The sequence below is a fragment of the Pedobacter sp. 22163 genome (assembly GCF_052045595.1).
Classification (GTDB): Bacteria; Bacteroidota; Bacteroidia; order Sphingobacteriales; family Sphingobacteriaceae; genus Pedobacter.
Genome location: NZ_JBQEPM010000001.1, coordinates 350,605 through 366,006, shown reverse-complemented (window position 1 = coordinate 366,006; position 15,402 = coordinate 350,605). Strand labels below are relative to the sequence as shown.

Genomic DNA, 15,402 nt, shown 5'->3' with positions numbered 1-15,402 from the left:
ATGACCACCACCACTATCGAAACAGCAACAGACAACAAAACACAGTTCCTTCAGGAAACCATAGCAGGCCTAAACTCCGAACCAAAATTTATGCGCTCTAAGTATTTTTACGATGCTACCGGAGACCGTATTTTTCAGCAGATTATGGAAATGGAGGAATATTATTTAACCAAAGCAGAAATGGAAATTCTGCAATACCAGGCCGATCAGATTTCTCAGGCGATAACCGCCGATGGGAGCGCTTTTGATTTAATCGAACTTGGTGCTGGCGATGCCACAAAATCCATTCACCTGCTCAAATCATTGCTGCATAATCAGCTGGAATTTAGTTATTTTCCGATTGACATTTCCGCACATGTAATTTCAGATCTGGAAGAAAGTTTGCCTAAAAAACTTCCCGGACTGAATATGAAAGGATTAAATGGTGATTATTTTGATATGCTCAAAAGTGCTACAGAACAATCTGGGCGCAGAAAAGTAGTGCTTTTTATGGGGGCAAATATCGGAAACATGAGTATCTCCGATGCCGGAAAATTCTGCTCGTCATTAAAAAAACTGCTTTCCCCTAAGGATTTGTTGATCATTGGATTCGACCTGAAAAAAAATCCCCAGCAGATTCTTTCTGCGTATAATGATAAAGGTGGAATTACCAGGTCATTTAACCTTAATCTGCTTCAGCGGATCAACAGAGAGTTGGATGGTAATTTCGACTTGAAAAATTTTGAGCACTACGCCTGTTATGATCCGGCATCGGGTGCCTGTAAAAGTTACGTCATCAGTTTAAAAAAACATATTGTTAATATTGGTCAAAATGCTATTCACTTTGCAGAAAACGAGCATATTTTTATGGAAATATCACAAAAATATTCGCTTAATGATATCGATCAGCTTGCAGAAAAAACCGGATTTAAACCACTTCAGCGTTTCTTCGATCAACATCAATATTTTGTGGATGCCATTTGGAGGGTAGGCTAGCTGCGGTTATCCAGAACCTGGAGCAGTTGATTTAAATCCTCTTCTGTATTATAATAGTGAAACGAAATCCTTGTGCCTGTTCCTCGTGGTGAGCAAAGGATTTTGGCTGCAGCGATTTTGTCAACTGTTTTTTGATCAAGCGGCATGCTCATAATGTTAGATTGATGTTTGCGCTCCAATGCCCAATCTGGAATTAAGCCTCTCGAATTTAATGCTAACCTGGCTTTGTTGGAAATTGCCTGTGCCGTTTTTTCAATCCAATCGAAACCGATTGTGCCAAGCTCATTTAAGCTTTCGTTTAGTGTGCCAAAATTTAAAGTGTCTAAATGCCCGGGCTCGAAACACATAGATAGGTGGTCTTTACCTTTTAAAAATGGGGCTGTAGGCAATTCGGCCAGTTTGTTTTTGCTGTAAATCGCATCTTTCATTTGATCGGAAAGAAATGCATAACCGTTTCCGTATCCAGCCAAAAGCCATTTGTAACCGCTTCCGATTAAAGCATCCAGGCCTGATTTTTCAAAGTTAAAATTTGTTGTACCTAAAAATTGAGTGCCATCACCGATCAATAAAAGATCTGGATATGTAGCTTTTAATTTCTGGATAAATTCATCATCCATTCTTAATCCATTAATGTATTGTACCATGCTAAATGCCAGCACGGTAGGCTTAAATTTTTCAATGGCAATGATGATGTTTTCTTCTAACTTTTCATCAATGGCTATGCTATGGTATTTAAAACCCATACTGATTACAGGATAACTTACAGATGGATATTCCTCTTCCAATAATAGAAAACGATGGTTTTTGTCCAAGCCACTCAATAAAGTATTAAAACCTACTGAAAAATTCTGAACCAGATAGGTGTTCTCGGATTTTGAACTGAAAAGTTTAGCTATGTTATTTCTGAGGCCGGTAATGATGGGCAGATTTTCCATTCTGAAAATACTTCCACCGGCAATGAAGTCTTGATCATGTTTAGTTCTCCATTCTGCCAGATTGGTAGATAAAATGCCGGAATTAGCAGTGTTGAGATAGGTATATGTTGTGAGGATCGGAAAAGATAGGTTCATGCCCAAATTTAAAAGAATTGTGCGTTAAAAAAATAGATGCTGCAACCGAAATTGATTTTTATACAAACCTATGAGAATCATGTTTGTTAGGTTAATACAATCTGCTAATGTTATTATGGAAAATCAAACATCGATACTGGTTACGGAACTTAAAAAATTATTAAATGGGGGTGGAGCGCATGTAGGGTTTAAAGATGCAGTTGCCAATTTGCCTTTCAATCTCTTAGGCGAAAAGCCTTACAACTTACCTTACAGCATTTGGCAATTGGCCGAACACATTAAAATCGCGCAGTGGGATATGCTCGAATTTAGTAAAGACGGATCGCATCTATCGCCTAAATGGCCAGATGAATATTGGCCTAAAGAACTGGCGCCTAAAGATGAAAATGCCTGGAACAATACACTAAAACAGATTGATGCTGATTTGAAAGAATTTATCGCTTTGTTAGATTCTTCAGATTTATATGGGCCAATTCCGCATGGCGATGGACAAAGTGTATTACGCGAAGCTTTGCAGATTGCCGATCATAATGCTTACCACATTGCCGAAATTGTTGTCATTAGGCGTTTATTGGGTGCCTGGAAAAGCTAAAAGAAGTTGTCTCGTTTGGGCCTGTACTTTGCCGCTTATGCAGCCTGTTACTATTGTTTTAATCCCTAAATTTAACTGTTCGTTCTTATGAAAAATTTGATTAAAAAAAAAGATATATGTTAAAAAACTCAAAAGCATTCAGCTCATTTTCTGTAGACGACGTACAGAAAGCAAAAGATTTTTATCAAGGCGTATTGGGTATCGAAGTTAAAGATAATCCAATGGGCGTAATTGAACTGGTTATTTCAGGATCAGCAAATGTATTACTTTATCCAAAGCCAAATCATGTTCCGGCAACTTTCACGGTACTTAATTTTCCTGTTGAAAATATAGATCAAGCAGCCGACGAACTTATTGCCAAGGGAATAAAATTCGAGATTTACAATGAAGAATATTTCAAAACGGATAGTAAAGGCATCTCACGGGGAAACGGAGGACCAAACATTGCCTGGTTTAGAGATCCTGCCGGCAATATTTTGTCCATTTTGGAAACCGATTAGGGCCTGCCTAGACTTCCGAAGTTGGCAAAGCGAAAAGGGCATAGCCAAACTTCGGAAGTCTTGCTATTAACCTAAAAGCTCAAAACATTGGTGGGCTATCTCATATTCTTCGTTGGTTGGAATAACCAGGATTTTTACTTTAGCGCTTGCCTTGTTAATTTCTTTCAATTCTCCATTATAAGCTGTATTTTGAGCTGAATCTAAATCAATACCCAGGTAATTCAGCTCCGAGCATACAGACTCACGCATGTTACTGTCGTTTTCGCCTACACCAGCGGTAAATACTATTGCATCTATGCCATTTAAAATAGCTGCATAAGCACCAATAAATTTCTTGATCCTATAGGCATACAGTTTTAGCGCCAAAATTGCAGCTGCATTGCCTTCACTAACCATTTTTCTAATGTCGCGCATATCGCTCGAGCCACCTACACCTAACAGTCCCGATTGTTTGTTAACCAGGGTACTCAACTGCTCTAAAGTATATCCCGAATGTTCCATTAAATGAAAAATAACCGATGGATCGATGTCTCCAGAGCGCGTGCCCATCATTAAACCGCTTAATGGGCCAAATCCCATACTGGTATCTATCGATTTACCATTTCTAATGGCCGTAATGCTGCAACCGTTGCCCAAGTGGATGCTTATAATTTTTGTATCAACTTTGTTTAGCCATTTATTGGCCTGCTCACTTACATATTTGTGGCTGGTACCATGAAATCCATACACCCGAATGCCATGTTCTTTGTAATACCATTCTGGAATGGCATAACGATAGGCCTGTTCTGGTATGGTTTGATGAAATGCCGTATCGAACACGGCAATTTGTTTCGCGTTAACAAAAGTCTGTTCGGCTACTTCAATACATTTATAATTAACGGGGTTATGCAGCGGCGCAAGGGAGAACAGCTTTTTGATGTGATGTTTTACCTCATCTGTAATAAGGGTTGCGCCTGCAAAATGCTCACCTCCATGCACTACTCTATGGCCAACAGCTGCAATATCATCAGGGCTCGCTATTACCGCATATTTTCCCTCAGTGAGCAAAGCTAAAACCTGTTTTAAGCCTTCGCCGTGGTTAGCAATAAAACCTGACTGTTCTATGCTATACTTTTCGTTGTTGCGATAAACTGTATGTTTAATAAACGAGCCTTCAATGCCAATACGCTCTACCAGACCGCTACAAACTGGCGCTTTTTCTGGCATGTTAAAAAGCTGGTATTTTAAGGAACTGCTTCCGGAGTTGATTACTAAAATGTTCATATTAAATATCTTGGCATTGGATCGCTGTAATTACAACGGTATTAAAAATATCATCTACCGTACAGCCACGGCTTAAATCATTTATTGGTTTGTTTAGGCCCTGCAGCATTGGGCCAATGGCAAGTGCGCCTGTTTCGCGCTGTACCGCTTTATAGGTGTTGTTGCCGGTATTTAAATCGGGGAAGATCAGTACACTTGCTCTACCTGCTACCTCAGAGCCTGGTAATTTTTGTTTACCTACAAGTGGATCTACAGCCGCATCATATTGTATCGGACCTTCAATTTTTAATTCCGGATGCCTTATTTTAACTATGGCAGTAGCTTCTCTTACACGTTCTACATCTTCGCCTTCGCCTGATGTACCAGAAGAATAAGATAACATGGCAATGCGTGGCTCAATGCCGAATTTGGCACTGCTCTCTGCTGATGAAATTGCTATTTCTGCCAGCTGTTGGGCAGTAGGATTGGGGTTAACCGCACAATCTCCAAATATCGCCACCCTTTCTGGCAGGCACATAAAGAAAATGGATGAAACCACTGATACACCTGGCTTGGTTTTAACAAACTGCAAAGCAGGCCTGATGGTGTGCTGAGTAGTATGAACTGCACCTGAAACCATCCCATCGGCATCACCTTTGTAAACCATCATGGTTCCAAAATAAGAAACATCAGTCATCATATCCCTGGCCATTTCGAGGTTTACATTTTTTGCTTTACGTAGTTCGTGCAAAGTATCTACATAATCGTTATAATGAGGCGATTGGACTGGGTTATGTATTTTTATAGTATTGGTATCCAGGTTTAATCCAAGTCTTTTAATCGTGTTGGTAATTTCGGTCGGATCGCCCAAGAGTGTAATGTCTACAATATCCTGTGTAATGAGTTTCTCTACTGCTTTTAAAATGCGTTCATCATTTCCTTCTGGTAAAACAATATGTTTTTTATCGCGTTTGGCCCATTTAACCAGTTGGTATTGAAACATGTGCGGGGTAATTCCCTGATAGCTGAATGTGATAATTTTATCATCAAGCGCTTTAATATCTACATATTTTTCGAAAAGCTCTATGGCGACTGCAATTTTCTTCTTGTTTTCAATTGTAATTTTGGAATGGATACTACCAATGGTTGTAGTGGTTTCGAAAGTTCCTTTTTTAACAGCTATTATTGGAATAATGGTTTGTAAACCTTCAATCAATTTAATAATCGGCTCATCTGGTAAACTGCCTGCGGTTAAAACAATGCCTGCAATTTTTGGGTAATTGGCTGATAAGTTGGCCTGAAGTGCGCCAATAATGATATCACCACGATCGCCAGGAGTAACAATAAGCAGGTTGTCTTTTATGTGCCTTAAAAAATTAGGCAACATCATGGCACCGGTCACAAAATTATCAACCTGGTTATCCAATAGTTCAGCTCCAAAAAGTACCTCACCACCCAGTGCCAATGTAATTTCTTTCATTGTTGGACTTTGCAGGCCAGTTTCAGTTGGAATAACGGCGATAAGTAACTCGGTGGGTAATTGATTGGTTAAAGCTTGTTTAATGCGGTCTGCCTCCTCTGGATTCACCATATTAGCCACTACGCCTAATACCTGTACATCTCGCAGCAGGAAGTTACGGTAAATGTTGATGGCCGATTTAAAAAGCTGACTTGCTGTTTTGTTCTTTCCCGATACCACTATTAAAACAGGTGCGCCTAAGTTTTTGGCCATTAAGGCATTCGATTCGAACTCAAATGCCATGCCTTCGCCTAAAAAATCGCTGCCTTCAATTACCGTGAAATCGTAATTATCTTCCAGTTTTTTATATTTACTGATAATGGTATTAATAATTGCTCCACTATCTTCTGCCTGGTGTAACATCTCTTGCCGGGTAAACGCAAAAGCATCCTCATATTTAACAGGGAGTGAGAAATAATCCAACATGGCTTCTACATGTTCATCTTTTTTATTCTGATCGTCTTGCGCAATAATGGGTTTAAAATAACCTACTTTTTGGGTTTTTGCCAATAACATATTGATCATTCCGAAAGCAATTACTGATTTTCCGGTATAGGGTTCGGCCGAAGCAATGAATATATTTTTAGTCATAAATAAGGGTCAATGTATAGGAATAACCAATCACGCCCAATATAGTTGGAAATATCTATTTTAAAAACTAAAAGAGGTTAAGTTTTTAATTGCATGATTAGAAAACGGGAGTCAATATTTCGATAGCCATAAATAGGAAAGGCATAAATTGGATGTATGACAAATACGATTTATCATCCGGAGAGGTAATTTATTGCATAAAAATCAATATAGATGACAGAGAATTTTTGTGCAGTATAAGCTGCGAGGTATCGTCATTGCGAGAAGGCTTTTTCAGCCGACGAAGCAATCTTACAACGATCGCTACTTGCGTGCGCTTTAAGATTGTTTCGTTCCTCACAATTATGAGCTTTCAATGGTAGAGGTTAGAATTTTTCAAATACATCGGCGTATCGGTGACAGCTTCATAAACTATTAAGCCTGATGCTTCTGTTAGGTAATGTTGTAAGGAGTTCGTTATCAATGATTTATAAATGAATCATTTTATGACTGAAACAGAGACTTTGTTATATGTTGGGAAGTGTCGTCATCTCGACCGTAGTGGAGTGATCTTTTAACATAGTTCAAAGATTTCTCCATTCCACTGTGTTCCAGTCGAAATGACGACCGTTCTTTGCAATCTGTCAATGATAGCCTGTTGAAAGGCCAGTTTAATAGATAGTGATGTTTCGATTACTTGTGTTCCGATTGAAATTGGCCCCTTTTTACCAATTGTGGGGCTGTAACAGCTAAATTGATTCGTTTTTATGCATTTGATTCAATCAATAACTTTAACATTTTTAGCCTGTGTATTAGTGGTAGGTTCACTTTTGCATCAGGATTAAGCTTTAAAGGCATTAAATGACTTTCAAGAAAATGGGCATAATCGGTAATTACGGTAGCCTGATTCAGATAAATTGGAACCTCTTGCTTTCCTGCCTGGGTAAAAAAATCTTCTAGCTGCTGTATTTCTTGGATGGTCATACTGCAAAGTTATCATTCTATTTTGAGCAGATGGAATTATTTTTTTTTGACAGGTGGTATCTGCCTAATGCTCAATCATAATTATTTTTAAATATTATATGTACTAAAAATTTTAGTTTAAATTTGTTTTCCCTAATTAATTGTTTTAGTGTTCTAATCACATTGAAAGAGAATGAACAATAGTGAAATGAAAAAAGATATCCTCCGTTCAGATATGATTCAGGATATTTCATCACTTAAAAAAGAATATTGCCGGAAGGAGACCGCATGGCACCGAGATTGGAAATTGGCTTTCCCGCCATCATTTAGAGAAATTGCTTTTTATGATGCAGCCAATGCCGATATACACCGTGCTGATGTATTTACCCCATCCGGTTATACTATCGAATTTCAAAATTCTCCGATTACATTGGCCGAGCTTAATAGCAGAGAGGCATTTTATCCAAATTTAATATGGATATTGAATGGTAAAAAATTTAAGGGATTTAAAATATTGAAACATTTGCCTGATGTGGATGATCCAAAGCTAAAGGATTACGAGTTTTGCCATTCCGATCACCTTTCGATGGTTAGAAAATCAGAGGTAATGCAGGGACTGCCCAATCCAAAAATACTTAATTTTTATCATCCCGAACTTCAGGGTATTAAACTCACCTCAAACCTGTATTCTTTTTGTTGGAAACAGCCACATAGTGTATGGTATTTAGCCACCGCAAAAATTATTGTAGATTTAGGTGGGCATTTTTTATATGAGCTAAAACAGCGTAAACAATTAAATGGAAATTATCCATACCTGAAAATGTTAAGTAGGAAAGCCTTTATCGATTGGCATACCCCGCCAGAGCTTTAATTATAACCTTCGAACAAATAAATCCAGTAATTAGGGATAAGATTAGAAGTGGCAAAAAATATAGCGTATTAAATTCCTTCATCTAAGAAATTTAATACGCTAAACCTCATTATTTCATGCTGTCATTTATTTTATTGATCATCACCAAATGGCTTTGAACAATTGGTGCAGTTTTCGTTGCAAAAGCTTTAAGATCTGCATCTTTCCCATCTCTTGATTCATCTTCCATTAATTTTAAGGTAGATTTATGGCCACTCACCATGGCATCAACATAAGCTTTATCAAAATCTGCGCCTGATTTTTTACTTAGGTCATCCATTTTTTTCTTGTGCTCATCGTCTACGGTGCTTGGCAGTGTAATGTTTTTTTGTTTCGCAATGGCCATTAATTCGGTATTTGCCATGCCGTGGTCTTTTACCATCATGGTTGCAAATTCTTTAACCTGCGGATTACTGCTTTTTTCGAGTGCCAGTTTTCCTAATTCTACTTCAGCCATACCGCCAACAGCTGCCTGTGTTGTAAACTTCGCGTCAGCTTCATCTACTGCAATCCCTCCAGTGGCAACTGTATTGGTTGAGCTGTCTTTAGCCATGTTTAAACTATCGGCACTTTCTTTGGCATCCTTGTTTCCTCCATTGCAGGCCTGAAATGCTAATGCAGAAATGGCCAATAAATAAATTAACTTTTTCATATACTTCGTTTTTTGTTGTATCTACATAAACATGTTTTAAACTAAAAGGGTTTTAAGCTTTTAAAATTATTGGGTGTAGGTAAATGTCAGGTGCTCAGCTGAGTAAGCCGGTTTTTGTAATAGGAGTAGTGGAGAAAGCCTAATATTTAACAATTCTTATTTGGACTTGATCTAAATAGAGGCTATATTTGCCGAAAACAAAAATGCCACACGGTTCAGACCCGTGTGGCTAAACCGGAAATCCGGCTCACCTTTAATCTCCATTAAAAGCCATGCAAATTAAGAAAATTTTGCTATTGGGCATGTTATGTGCCTGTGTAATTTTTACTTCTGCCCAAAACCGATTGTCGAGCATTTCAGGGCAAATCAAATCCAATGATGGAAATCCACTTCCCGGGGCTACCGTTAAAATCCACAAAACCAGTTATGGTACATTAACAGACCAAAGCGGAAATTTTAAACTCTTAAATATTCCTGTGGGTAAATACACCATACAGGTATCTGCAATTGGTTTTAAAACACAGAAAAAAGAGATCAATGTGGCTGACGGTCAGCCCGGTACTTTCAGTTTTAGCTTATCAGAATCTACCGAACAAATGGAAACGCTAAACGTTATCGGCCGAACAGCCAATCAGCAGGTTAACCGTCAGGCTTTCAATGTAACCTCTATTGATGCAAAGAAACTGCATAACAGTACACTTGATATTTCTCATGCTTTAGACCGTGTTTCAGGAGTGAGGGTTAGAGAGGCCGGGGGCTTGGGTTCAAGAATGGATTTTTCTTTGAACGGTTTTACAGGCAGGCAGGTTAAGTTTTTTATTGATGGGGTACCCATGGATAATTTTGGTTCATCATTCCAGATTAACAATATACCCATTAACCTTGCCCAGCGCGTAGAGGTATATAAAGGAGTAGTTCCTGTTTGGTTAGGATCGGATGCATTAGGTGGTGCAGTTAATATTGTAACCGATAATACAACGAAGAGTTATATGGATGCTTCTTATTCATATGGTTCCTTCAATACGCATAAAACAGCTGTAAATGTAGGATATACTGCGCCATCGGGATTTAAAATCCAGATTAATGCTTTTCAAAATTATTCAGATAACGACTATAAGGTTACTACAGATGTTGCAGATATTAATGGCCGTTATTTCAGAAACCAGGTGGTTAAACGCTTTAACGATACCTATCATAACGAGACTTTAATAGCCAGTGCAGGTGTAGTTAATAAATCATTTGCCGACCAGTTAATGTTCGGGTTAACCGTTGGACAAAACTATTCTGAAATACAAACAGGGGCCAGGATGGTAAGTGTTTTTGGAGACTGGCATAGAAAGGGCAGTATTTTAATGCCTACTGTTAAATATGCCAAAAAAGATCTGTTTGTTAAAGGATTGGATCTTCGTGTAAACGGAAATTTTAATTTCGGTACAGAACAAAATATAGATACGGTTTACCGTCGCTACAACTGGTTCCAGGATTATAAAGAATACCCTGGGGCAGGTAGCGAACGTGAACGTTCGATGTATAAATTCCGTAATAACAACGGATTGGCTACTGCAAACTTAAGTTATACTATTGATGAGCATCATTCCTTGTCGCTAAATAATGTATACAATAGCTTTAACAGAACAGGTTCTGATGAATTATATCCTGATGCCGAGAAATATGAGCAACCACGTATAAACAATAAAAATGTATTGGGTTTAGGTTATAAATTCAGTGCGTCTGAGAAGTGGAACACTTCGGTATTTGCAAAACAATTTTATCAATCAAATAAATATTCGCAAAGCTATAATCCAAGCGGTAACTGGGGCGATATTGCTTATTTAACACAAAAAAACAGCTATAGTAAAACCGGTTATGGTATTGCATCTACTTACTTTATTGTGCCAAATCTCCAGGTTAAAGCATCATACGAAAAAAGTTATCGTTTACCAGAAACCGACGAACTTTTCGGCGATTTATTAAATCTCGAAGGGAATATTGATTTAAAGCCCGAACAGAGCAGCAACTATAATTTAGGTTTTAGTTATCAGGCACAGTTAAACAAAATCCACCGTTTTAGTTTCGATGGAAATTTAATGTACCGCGATGCGAAAGACTTTATCAGACCAAGTTTAAATGCAAACCAAACTAAACAGGTGATGGGCAATGTAGCTAACGTAACCAATTTTGGGTTTGAATCGGAGGTTAGATATTCATTTAAGCAACTATTTACGGCAGGAGTAAACGTAACCTATCAGAATTTAAGAAATAATACCCGTTTTGAGCCAGGTCAAACCATGCAGAGCCCTTTATTTAGAGATAGGATTCCAAATATGCCTTATCTATTTGGTAATGCAGATGCCTCACTTTTCTTTAACAACGTGGGTAAAAAAGGCAATACCCTTACCCTTGGTTATAACGTGCTTTACGTTCATGCTTATTATTTATCGTGGCCGAGCCAGGGTACTTCAGAAACCAAATACGATATTCCCAGACAATGGATGCAGGATGTAAATGCTGTTTATACACTTGGCGGCGGTAAATATAATATTGGTTTAGAATGTAAAAATCTATTGGATAACCGCATTTACGATAATTTTTCTCTACAAAAGCCGGGCAGGGCATTTTATGCCAAGGTTAGATACTTTTTTAGCAACAACAGATAATTCCTAATCCTAAAATATTTTAATATGAAAACTAAATATATACTTCCTTTTTTAAGTTTATCCTTTCTGATCATCTTTTCGGGTTGCGACAAAGAACTGGATTCTTCAGAAGTTATAGATGTAGAAACCGAACTTACAGGGGCAACCAAATTTGTAATTTCTGCAACACCAATTGGTACTTCGGGCATTGCCGATTATTTATTGACGGCAAATTCTTTAGAATCGGGCATGGTAACCACTCAGGGAAACGGGATAGAACAAGATGGATCATACCGTTATTACCTTACACACAAAAACCGTTTTTTTAGTTTACTATACGGACAGGGAAATCCAGGTGCTGTTACATCTTACCGTTTAGATAGTGATGGAAAGTTAAATAAACTTTCAAATTTTCAAAGTGAAACCGTACATCTTTTTGCACCTGTGAAGGACGATGTTTTTACCATTAAAGTTCCTAGATCTGGAAATGAATTTGCAACCATGTTTAGGATAGATGCACGCAAATATCAGATTGTTGGTGAACAGCAGGTAAATATTGTAAAGCTTGCGGGCAATGGCGAAAGGGCCCACTTTACCTGGGCAACACAGGTTGGGGAAAAACTATTTATACCTTATATGAGTATTAAAGGCGCTGCGCCGGACGTATTTGGTACTTCATATCCCGACAGTTCATGGGTGGCCGTTTATAGTTATCCTGATTTAAAACTGGAGAAAATTATCCGTGATAACCGTACCAGTTATATCGGCGCCTATTTTGTAAATGGTTTGGTTGAAACCGATAATGGAGATGCCTATGCTTTTTCATTTGCAGCGGCAACAAACGCGGGCATTCCGACCTCCAAAAATCCATCGGCTGTTATCAGGATCAATAAAGGAACTACCGAGTTTGATAAAAGTTATTTCTTTAACGTACAGGAGATTTCTGGCGGACACCATATTGCGGGGCAAACTTATTTAGGGAAGGGTGTTTTTATTCTCCAAATGTATGCGCAACCCAATTCGCTTTTAGGTACGGCAAGAAAATTTGCCGTTGTTGATGTAATCAGCAAAAGCTTCAAATGGATAAGCGGTATCCCTGCCGATATCACCAGAACAACAACCATTAACAATTATGCGCCAAAAGATGGTAAAACCGGATACATAGGCATCACTACCGCGAGCGAAGGAAGTTATGTGTATGTATTCGATGCAGAAATTGCAGCCGCAAAAAAAGGCTTAAAGGTTGAAGGCGGAACAATCACGGCAATTAATGCCCTTCAATATTAAAATAAAACTTATAGGCTTAACTAAACAGAACAATGGCAACGGTAAACAAAACTATTCCAGCAAAGAAAAAAAATAAAGATTCGCTATTTAACAGAATCAATAAATGGCTTCACCTCTGGCTTGGCTTAATATCCGGCGTCATTGTTCTTATTGTTTGTATAACAGGCTGTATCTGGGTTTTTAATGAAGAAATTACAGGTTTATTGGAACCTGAAACCAAAATTGAAAAGCAGGATAAACCTGTGATTACACCCTCACAACTGAGTGCCATTGCGTTTAAGCTTTACCCTGAAAAGATTCCTTCGTATGCACAATATCAACAGGGAAGGGCGATCAGTTTAAATTTAAGGGGAAAAAAGGATGAAGGACGGCGCGGAGGAGGAACCAGTTTAAAAATTAATCCTTATACAGGAGAAGTAATCAGCAAAGTGGTACATAAAAAAGGAGAAGTCGATTTCTTTAGGTTTATCCTCAACGGTCACCGTTTCTTGTGGTTACCTTATGCCATCGGGAGACCAATTGTAAACTACGGAACCATGATATTTGTAGTTTTGTTAATTACCGGATTAATCTGGTGGTATCCTAAAAAATGGAATAAATCAACCCGTGATAAGAGCTTCAAAATTAAGTGGGGCGCTTCATTCAAAAGGGTAAACCTCGATTTACACAATGTGCTTGGCTTTTATTCTTTAATCTTTTTGCTTTTTATCGCTTTAACCGGAATGGTTTATGGCATTAAATGGTACAGCGAAGGCTTGTATTGGGTAACCTCTGGTGGCGATAAATTAGGCGATTTCCAACGTCTGGAATCAGATTCATTAGCCGTTGGGAAATTTTACACGCCTCAAAAAGCGATGGATCTGGCCTGGCAAAAAGTAATTCGCCGCCATCCAAAATCGCAGGGTTTTTATTATAATTTTCCCGATACTTCAAAAGCAAAAGCCACGATCAATATTACGGTTTATCCTAATACAGGTCAGTTTTACAATAACCAAGGGTATACCTTCGATCAGCATACTTTAAAAGAATTTAAACGCGAAGGTGTTTATGCTATTGCTTACGAAGAGGCTGGTTTTGGTGGGAAACTTCGCAAAATGAATTACGATATCCATGTGGGGAGTATTTTGGGTTTCCCAGGCAAAGTGATGGCTTTTTTAGCGTCACTAATAGGAGCAAGTTTACCTATAACTGGCTTTCTAATCTGGTATGGTAGGAAATTCAAGAAGAAAGATGCAAAGAAAGCGCCCGTTTTAACCGAAGGCGATAATAAGCCTGCTGGTTTTAAGCCGAGAGCTAAAATTCCGGTAAAAGTGGAAGAAGTTATAGAACAGGATTAATATTCAGGATATGATTAATTGAAAACCCGGACATTGTCCGGGTTTTCTTGTTTAAATGCCTTACAATTTTACCTTTTTAGCTTTTGGTTCTGGTTTTTCAGGTAATTGTATCGATAAAATCAAATCAATGCTTTCCGAGTTGGTTTCATAATCGGCTGCAATTTTTTCCCATCTTTTTAGTTCTGCTTGTAAGCTTTCGATTTCCTTACCCAATGATTCGATCTTATTCTGGATTGATTTTCTAACGTTTGTATTTGCCATAACACAAAATTATGATTTGATGGCATATCTTTAAACTTCTTTGAGATAAGAATGCCTGTAAAAAATGCTAAGTGTTCTCTTTCAATGAGTTTTATTCTTATAAAATTTTCAACAATAGTGAAGAATCACCGAATTTGTTTACGATACCAAATAATTGTGCAATGATTTGCTATTTTTACCCAACATCCCCAATAAAATATGAAGAAAAATAATAACTGCGATCTTAAAACCTGTTTTATGTGCCAGCTCACTTTAAAAGAGTGGCATCCTGCTATCGAGAGCCATAAACGAAATTTTATCGCTAAAAAAGGGGAAGTAATTATCAAAGAGGGCGATCCGGTGAGTGGTGTTTATTTTGTTACTTCGGGTAATGTAAAAGTGCATAAACAATGGGGCGATAAAGAACTGATTTTACGTTTTGCAAACGATGGAGCCATAATAGGACATAGAGGAATCAGCAGCAGTATTTCTACCTATCCAATATCTGCAACTGCTTTAGAAACCACCAAACTTTGTTTTGTAGATATCGATTTTTTTAAAACTACCATAAAAGTAAACCAGGAATTTGCCTACGGTTTGTTGATGTTTTATGCCGACGAGTTGCATGCCTCAGAAAAGAAAATGCGTAATTTAGCTTTAATGTCGGTTAAAGGAAGGCTTGCCGTAGCTATTTTAGGATTGAGAGATCAATTTGGATTAGATGCCGAAGGGTTTTTAAATTTGGCACTAAGCCGTCAGGATTTGGCTGCTTTTACCGGTGCAACCTACGAAACGGTTTTCAGGACGATGAATGAACTGTTAGCAGAAAAGTTAATCGTGGTTAGCGGAAAACAAATTGGCATTTTAAACGAAGCTGGACTAATAGATTTGAGCAGTAAGTAATCCTTT

The 15,402-nt window shown here is 38.1% G+C and carries 14 protein-coding genes; 8 read left to right on the top strand and 6 right to left on the bottom strand.

Annotated elements, in window-relative coordinates; genetic code table 11:
* A complete protein-coding gene (locus tag ACTJKN_RS01615) occupies nucleotides 1–975 on the top strand; it encodes an L-histidine N(alpha)-methyltransferase (protein ID WP_440822076.1) in 975 nt (324 codons plus the stop codon).
* Here ACTJKN_RS01615 and ACTJKN_RS01610 read toward each other — a convergent pair.
* Nucleotides 972–2,045: an aminotransferase class V-fold PLP-dependent enzyme gene (locus ACTJKN_RS01610; protein WP_440822074.1), complete on the bottom strand. Its 1,074-nt coding sequence runs from the start codon at nucleotides 2,043–2,045 to the stop codon at nucleotides 972–974. The genes ACTJKN_RS01615 and ACTJKN_RS01610 overlap by 4 nt on opposite strands.
* 115 nt (nucleotides 2,046–2,160) lie before the next feature.
* On the opposite strand from ACTJKN_RS01610, the gene ACTJKN_RS01605 reads away from it, so the two are divergent.
* Nucleotides 2,161–2,637, top strand: a complete 477-nt coding sequence (locus ACTJKN_RS01605) for a DinB family protein (protein WP_440822072.1) — start codon at nucleotides 2,161–2,163, stop codon at nucleotides 2,635–2,637.
* A gap of 116 nt (nucleotides 2,638–2,753) precedes the next feature.
* Nucleotides 2,754–3,137, top strand: a complete 384-nt coding sequence (locus ACTJKN_RS01600; RefSeq protein ID WP_440822070.1) for a VOC family protein — start codon at nucleotides 2,754–2,756, stop codon at nucleotides 3,135–3,137.
* A gap of 66 nt (nucleotides 3,138–3,203) precedes the next feature.
* Here ACTJKN_RS01600 and ACTJKN_RS01595 read toward each other — a convergent pair whose 3' ends face one another.
* The 3 genes from ACTJKN_RS01595 to ACTJKN_RS01585 form a co-directional block, all read right to left on the bottom strand.
* The gene (locus ACTJKN_RS01595) at nucleotides 3,204–4,400 is read right to left on the bottom strand and encodes an acetate/propionate family kinase (protein ID WP_440822068.1); all 1,197 of its coding nucleotides are present in this window, start codon (nucleotides 4,398–4,400) and stop codon (nucleotides 3,204–3,206) included.
* 1 nt (nucleotide 4,401) lies between these two features.
* Nucleotides 4,402–6,489 (bottom strand): phosphate acetyltransferase, encoded by a 2,088-nt coding sequence (gene pta / locus ACTJKN_RS01590; protein WP_440822066.1) that lies wholly within the window; start codon nucleotides 6,487–6,489, stop codon nucleotides 4,402–4,404.
* 744 nt (nucleotides 6,490–7,233) lie between these two features.
* On the bottom strand, nucleotides 7,234–7,452 hold the full coding sequence (locus ACTJKN_RS01585) for a DUF6965 family protein (protein ID WP_440822064.1): 219 nt from the start codon (nucleotides 7,450–7,452) through the stop codon (nucleotides 7,234–7,236).
* A 187-nt stretch (nucleotides 7,453–7,639) separates the two neighbouring features.
* Here ACTJKN_RS01585 and ACTJKN_RS01580 point away from each other — a divergent pair, with 187 nt between their 5' ends.
* Complete coding sequence (locus tag ACTJKN_RS01580) at nucleotides 7,640–8,302, top strand: competence protein (protein WP_440822063.1); 663 nt, start codon at nucleotides 7,640–7,642, stop codon at nucleotides 8,300–8,302.
* 109 nt (nucleotides 8,303–8,411) lie between these two features.
* Here the strand turns inward: ACTJKN_RS01580 and ACTJKN_RS01575 are convergent, their stop codons facing one another.
* Entirely contained in the window at nucleotides 8,412–8,993 is a 582-nt protein-coding gene (locus ACTJKN_RS01575; protein WP_440822061.1) for a DUF4142 domain-containing protein, read from the bottom strand.
* Between the two features lie 272 nt (nucleotides 8,994–9,265).
* Between ACTJKN_RS01575 and ACTJKN_RS01570 the strand changes: the two genes are divergently transcribed.
* The 3 genes from ACTJKN_RS01570 to ACTJKN_RS01560 are packed head-to-tail and all read left to right on the top strand — an operon-like array spanning nucleotide 9,266 to nucleotide 14,253.
* Nucleotides 9,266–11,650, top strand: a complete 2,385-nt coding sequence (locus ACTJKN_RS01570) for a TonB-dependent receptor (RefSeq protein WP_440822059.1) — start codon at nucleotides 9,266–9,268, stop codon at nucleotides 11,648–11,650.
* Between the two features lie 24 nt (nucleotides 11,651–11,674).
* Complete coding sequence (locus tag ACTJKN_RS01565) at nucleotides 11,675–12,916, top strand: DUF4374 domain-containing protein (RefSeq protein WP_440822058.1); 1,242 nt, start codon at nucleotides 11,675–11,677, stop codon at nucleotides 12,914–12,916.
* A gap of 32 nt (nucleotides 12,917–12,948) precedes the next feature.
* Nucleotides 12,949–14,253 (top strand): PepSY-associated TM helix domain-containing protein, encoded by a 1,305-nt coding sequence (locus tag ACTJKN_RS01560; RefSeq protein WP_440822056.1) that lies wholly within the window; start codon nucleotides 12,949–12,951, stop codon nucleotides 14,251–14,253.
* A gap of 60 nt (nucleotides 14,254–14,313) precedes the next feature.
* Here ACTJKN_RS01560 and ACTJKN_RS01555 read toward each other — a convergent pair whose 3' ends face one another.
* Complete coding sequence (locus tag ACTJKN_RS01555) at nucleotides 14,314–14,514, bottom strand: hypothetical protein (RefSeq protein ID WP_440822054.1); 201 nt, start codon at nucleotides 14,512–14,514, stop codon at nucleotides 14,314–14,316.
* 198 nt (nucleotides 14,515–14,712) lie between these two features.
* On the opposite strand from ACTJKN_RS01555, the gene ACTJKN_RS01550 reads away from it, so the two are divergent.
* Complete coding sequence (locus ACTJKN_RS01550) at nucleotides 14,713–15,396, top strand: Crp/Fnr family transcriptional regulator (protein WP_440822053.1); 684 nt, start codon at nucleotides 14,713–14,715, stop codon at nucleotides 15,394–15,396.
* The last annotated feature ends 6 nt before the right edge of the window (nucleotides 15,397–15,402 follow it).

What these genes read in the sequence shown, in the direction of transcription:
- ACTJKN_RS01575 (WP_440822061.1), bottom strand. Translation starts at nt 8,993, where the DNA reads ATGAAAAAGTTAATTTATTTATTGGCCATTTCTGCATTAGCATTTCAG.
- ACTJKN_RS01555 (WP_440822054.1), bottom strand. Translation starts at nt 14,514, where the DNA reads ATGGCAAATACAAACGTTAGAAAATCAATCCAGAATAAGATCGAATCA.
- ACTJKN_RS01580 (WP_440822063.1), top strand. Translation starts at nt 7,640, where the DNA reads ATGAAAAAAGATATCCTCCGTTCAGATATGATTCAGGATATTTCATCA.
- ACTJKN_RS01560 (WP_440822056.1), top strand. Translation starts at nt 12,949, where the DNA reads ATGGCAACGGTAAACAAAACTATTCCAGCAAAGAAAAAAAATAAAGAT.
- ACTJKN_RS01585 (WP_440822064.1), bottom strand. Translation starts at nt 7,452, where the DNA reads ATGACCATCCAAGAAATACAGCAGCTAGAAGATTTTTTTACCCAGGCA.
- pta (WP_440822066.1), bottom strand. Translation starts at nt 6,489, where the DNA reads ATGACTAAAAATATATTCATTGCTTCGGCCGAACCCTATACCGGAAAA.
- ACTJKN_RS01600 (WP_440822070.1), top strand. Translation starts at nt 2,754, where the DNA reads ATGTTAAAAAACTCAAAAGCATTCAGCTCATTTTCTGTAGACGACGTA.
- ACTJKN_RS01565 (WP_440822058.1), top strand. Translation starts at nt 11,675, where the DNA reads ATGAAAACTAAATATATACTTCCTTTTTTAAGTTTATCCTTTCTGATC.
- ACTJKN_RS01605 (WP_440822072.1), top strand. Translation starts at nt 2,161, where the DNA reads ATGGAAAATCAAACATCGATACTGGTTACGGAACTTAAAAAATTATTA.
- ACTJKN_RS01570 (WP_440822059.1), top strand. Translation starts at nt 9,266, where the DNA reads ATGCAAATTAAGAAAATTTTGCTATTGGGCATGTTATGTGCCTGTGTA.
- ACTJKN_RS01610 (WP_440822074.1), bottom strand. Translation starts at nt 2,045, where the DNA reads ATGAACCTATCTTTTCCGATCCTCACAACATATACCTATCTCAACACT.
- ACTJKN_RS01615 (WP_440822076.1), top strand. Translation starts at nt 1, where the DNA reads ATGACCACCACCACTATCGAAACAGCAACAGACAACAAAACACAGTTC.
- ACTJKN_RS01550 (WP_440822053.1), top strand. Translation starts at nt 14,713, where the DNA reads ATGAAGAAAAATAATAACTGCGATCTTAAAACCTGTTTTATGTGCCAG.
- ACTJKN_RS01595 (WP_440822068.1), bottom strand. Translation starts at nt 4,400, where the DNA reads ATGAACATTTTAGTAATCAACTCCGGAAGCAGTTCCTTAAAATACCAG.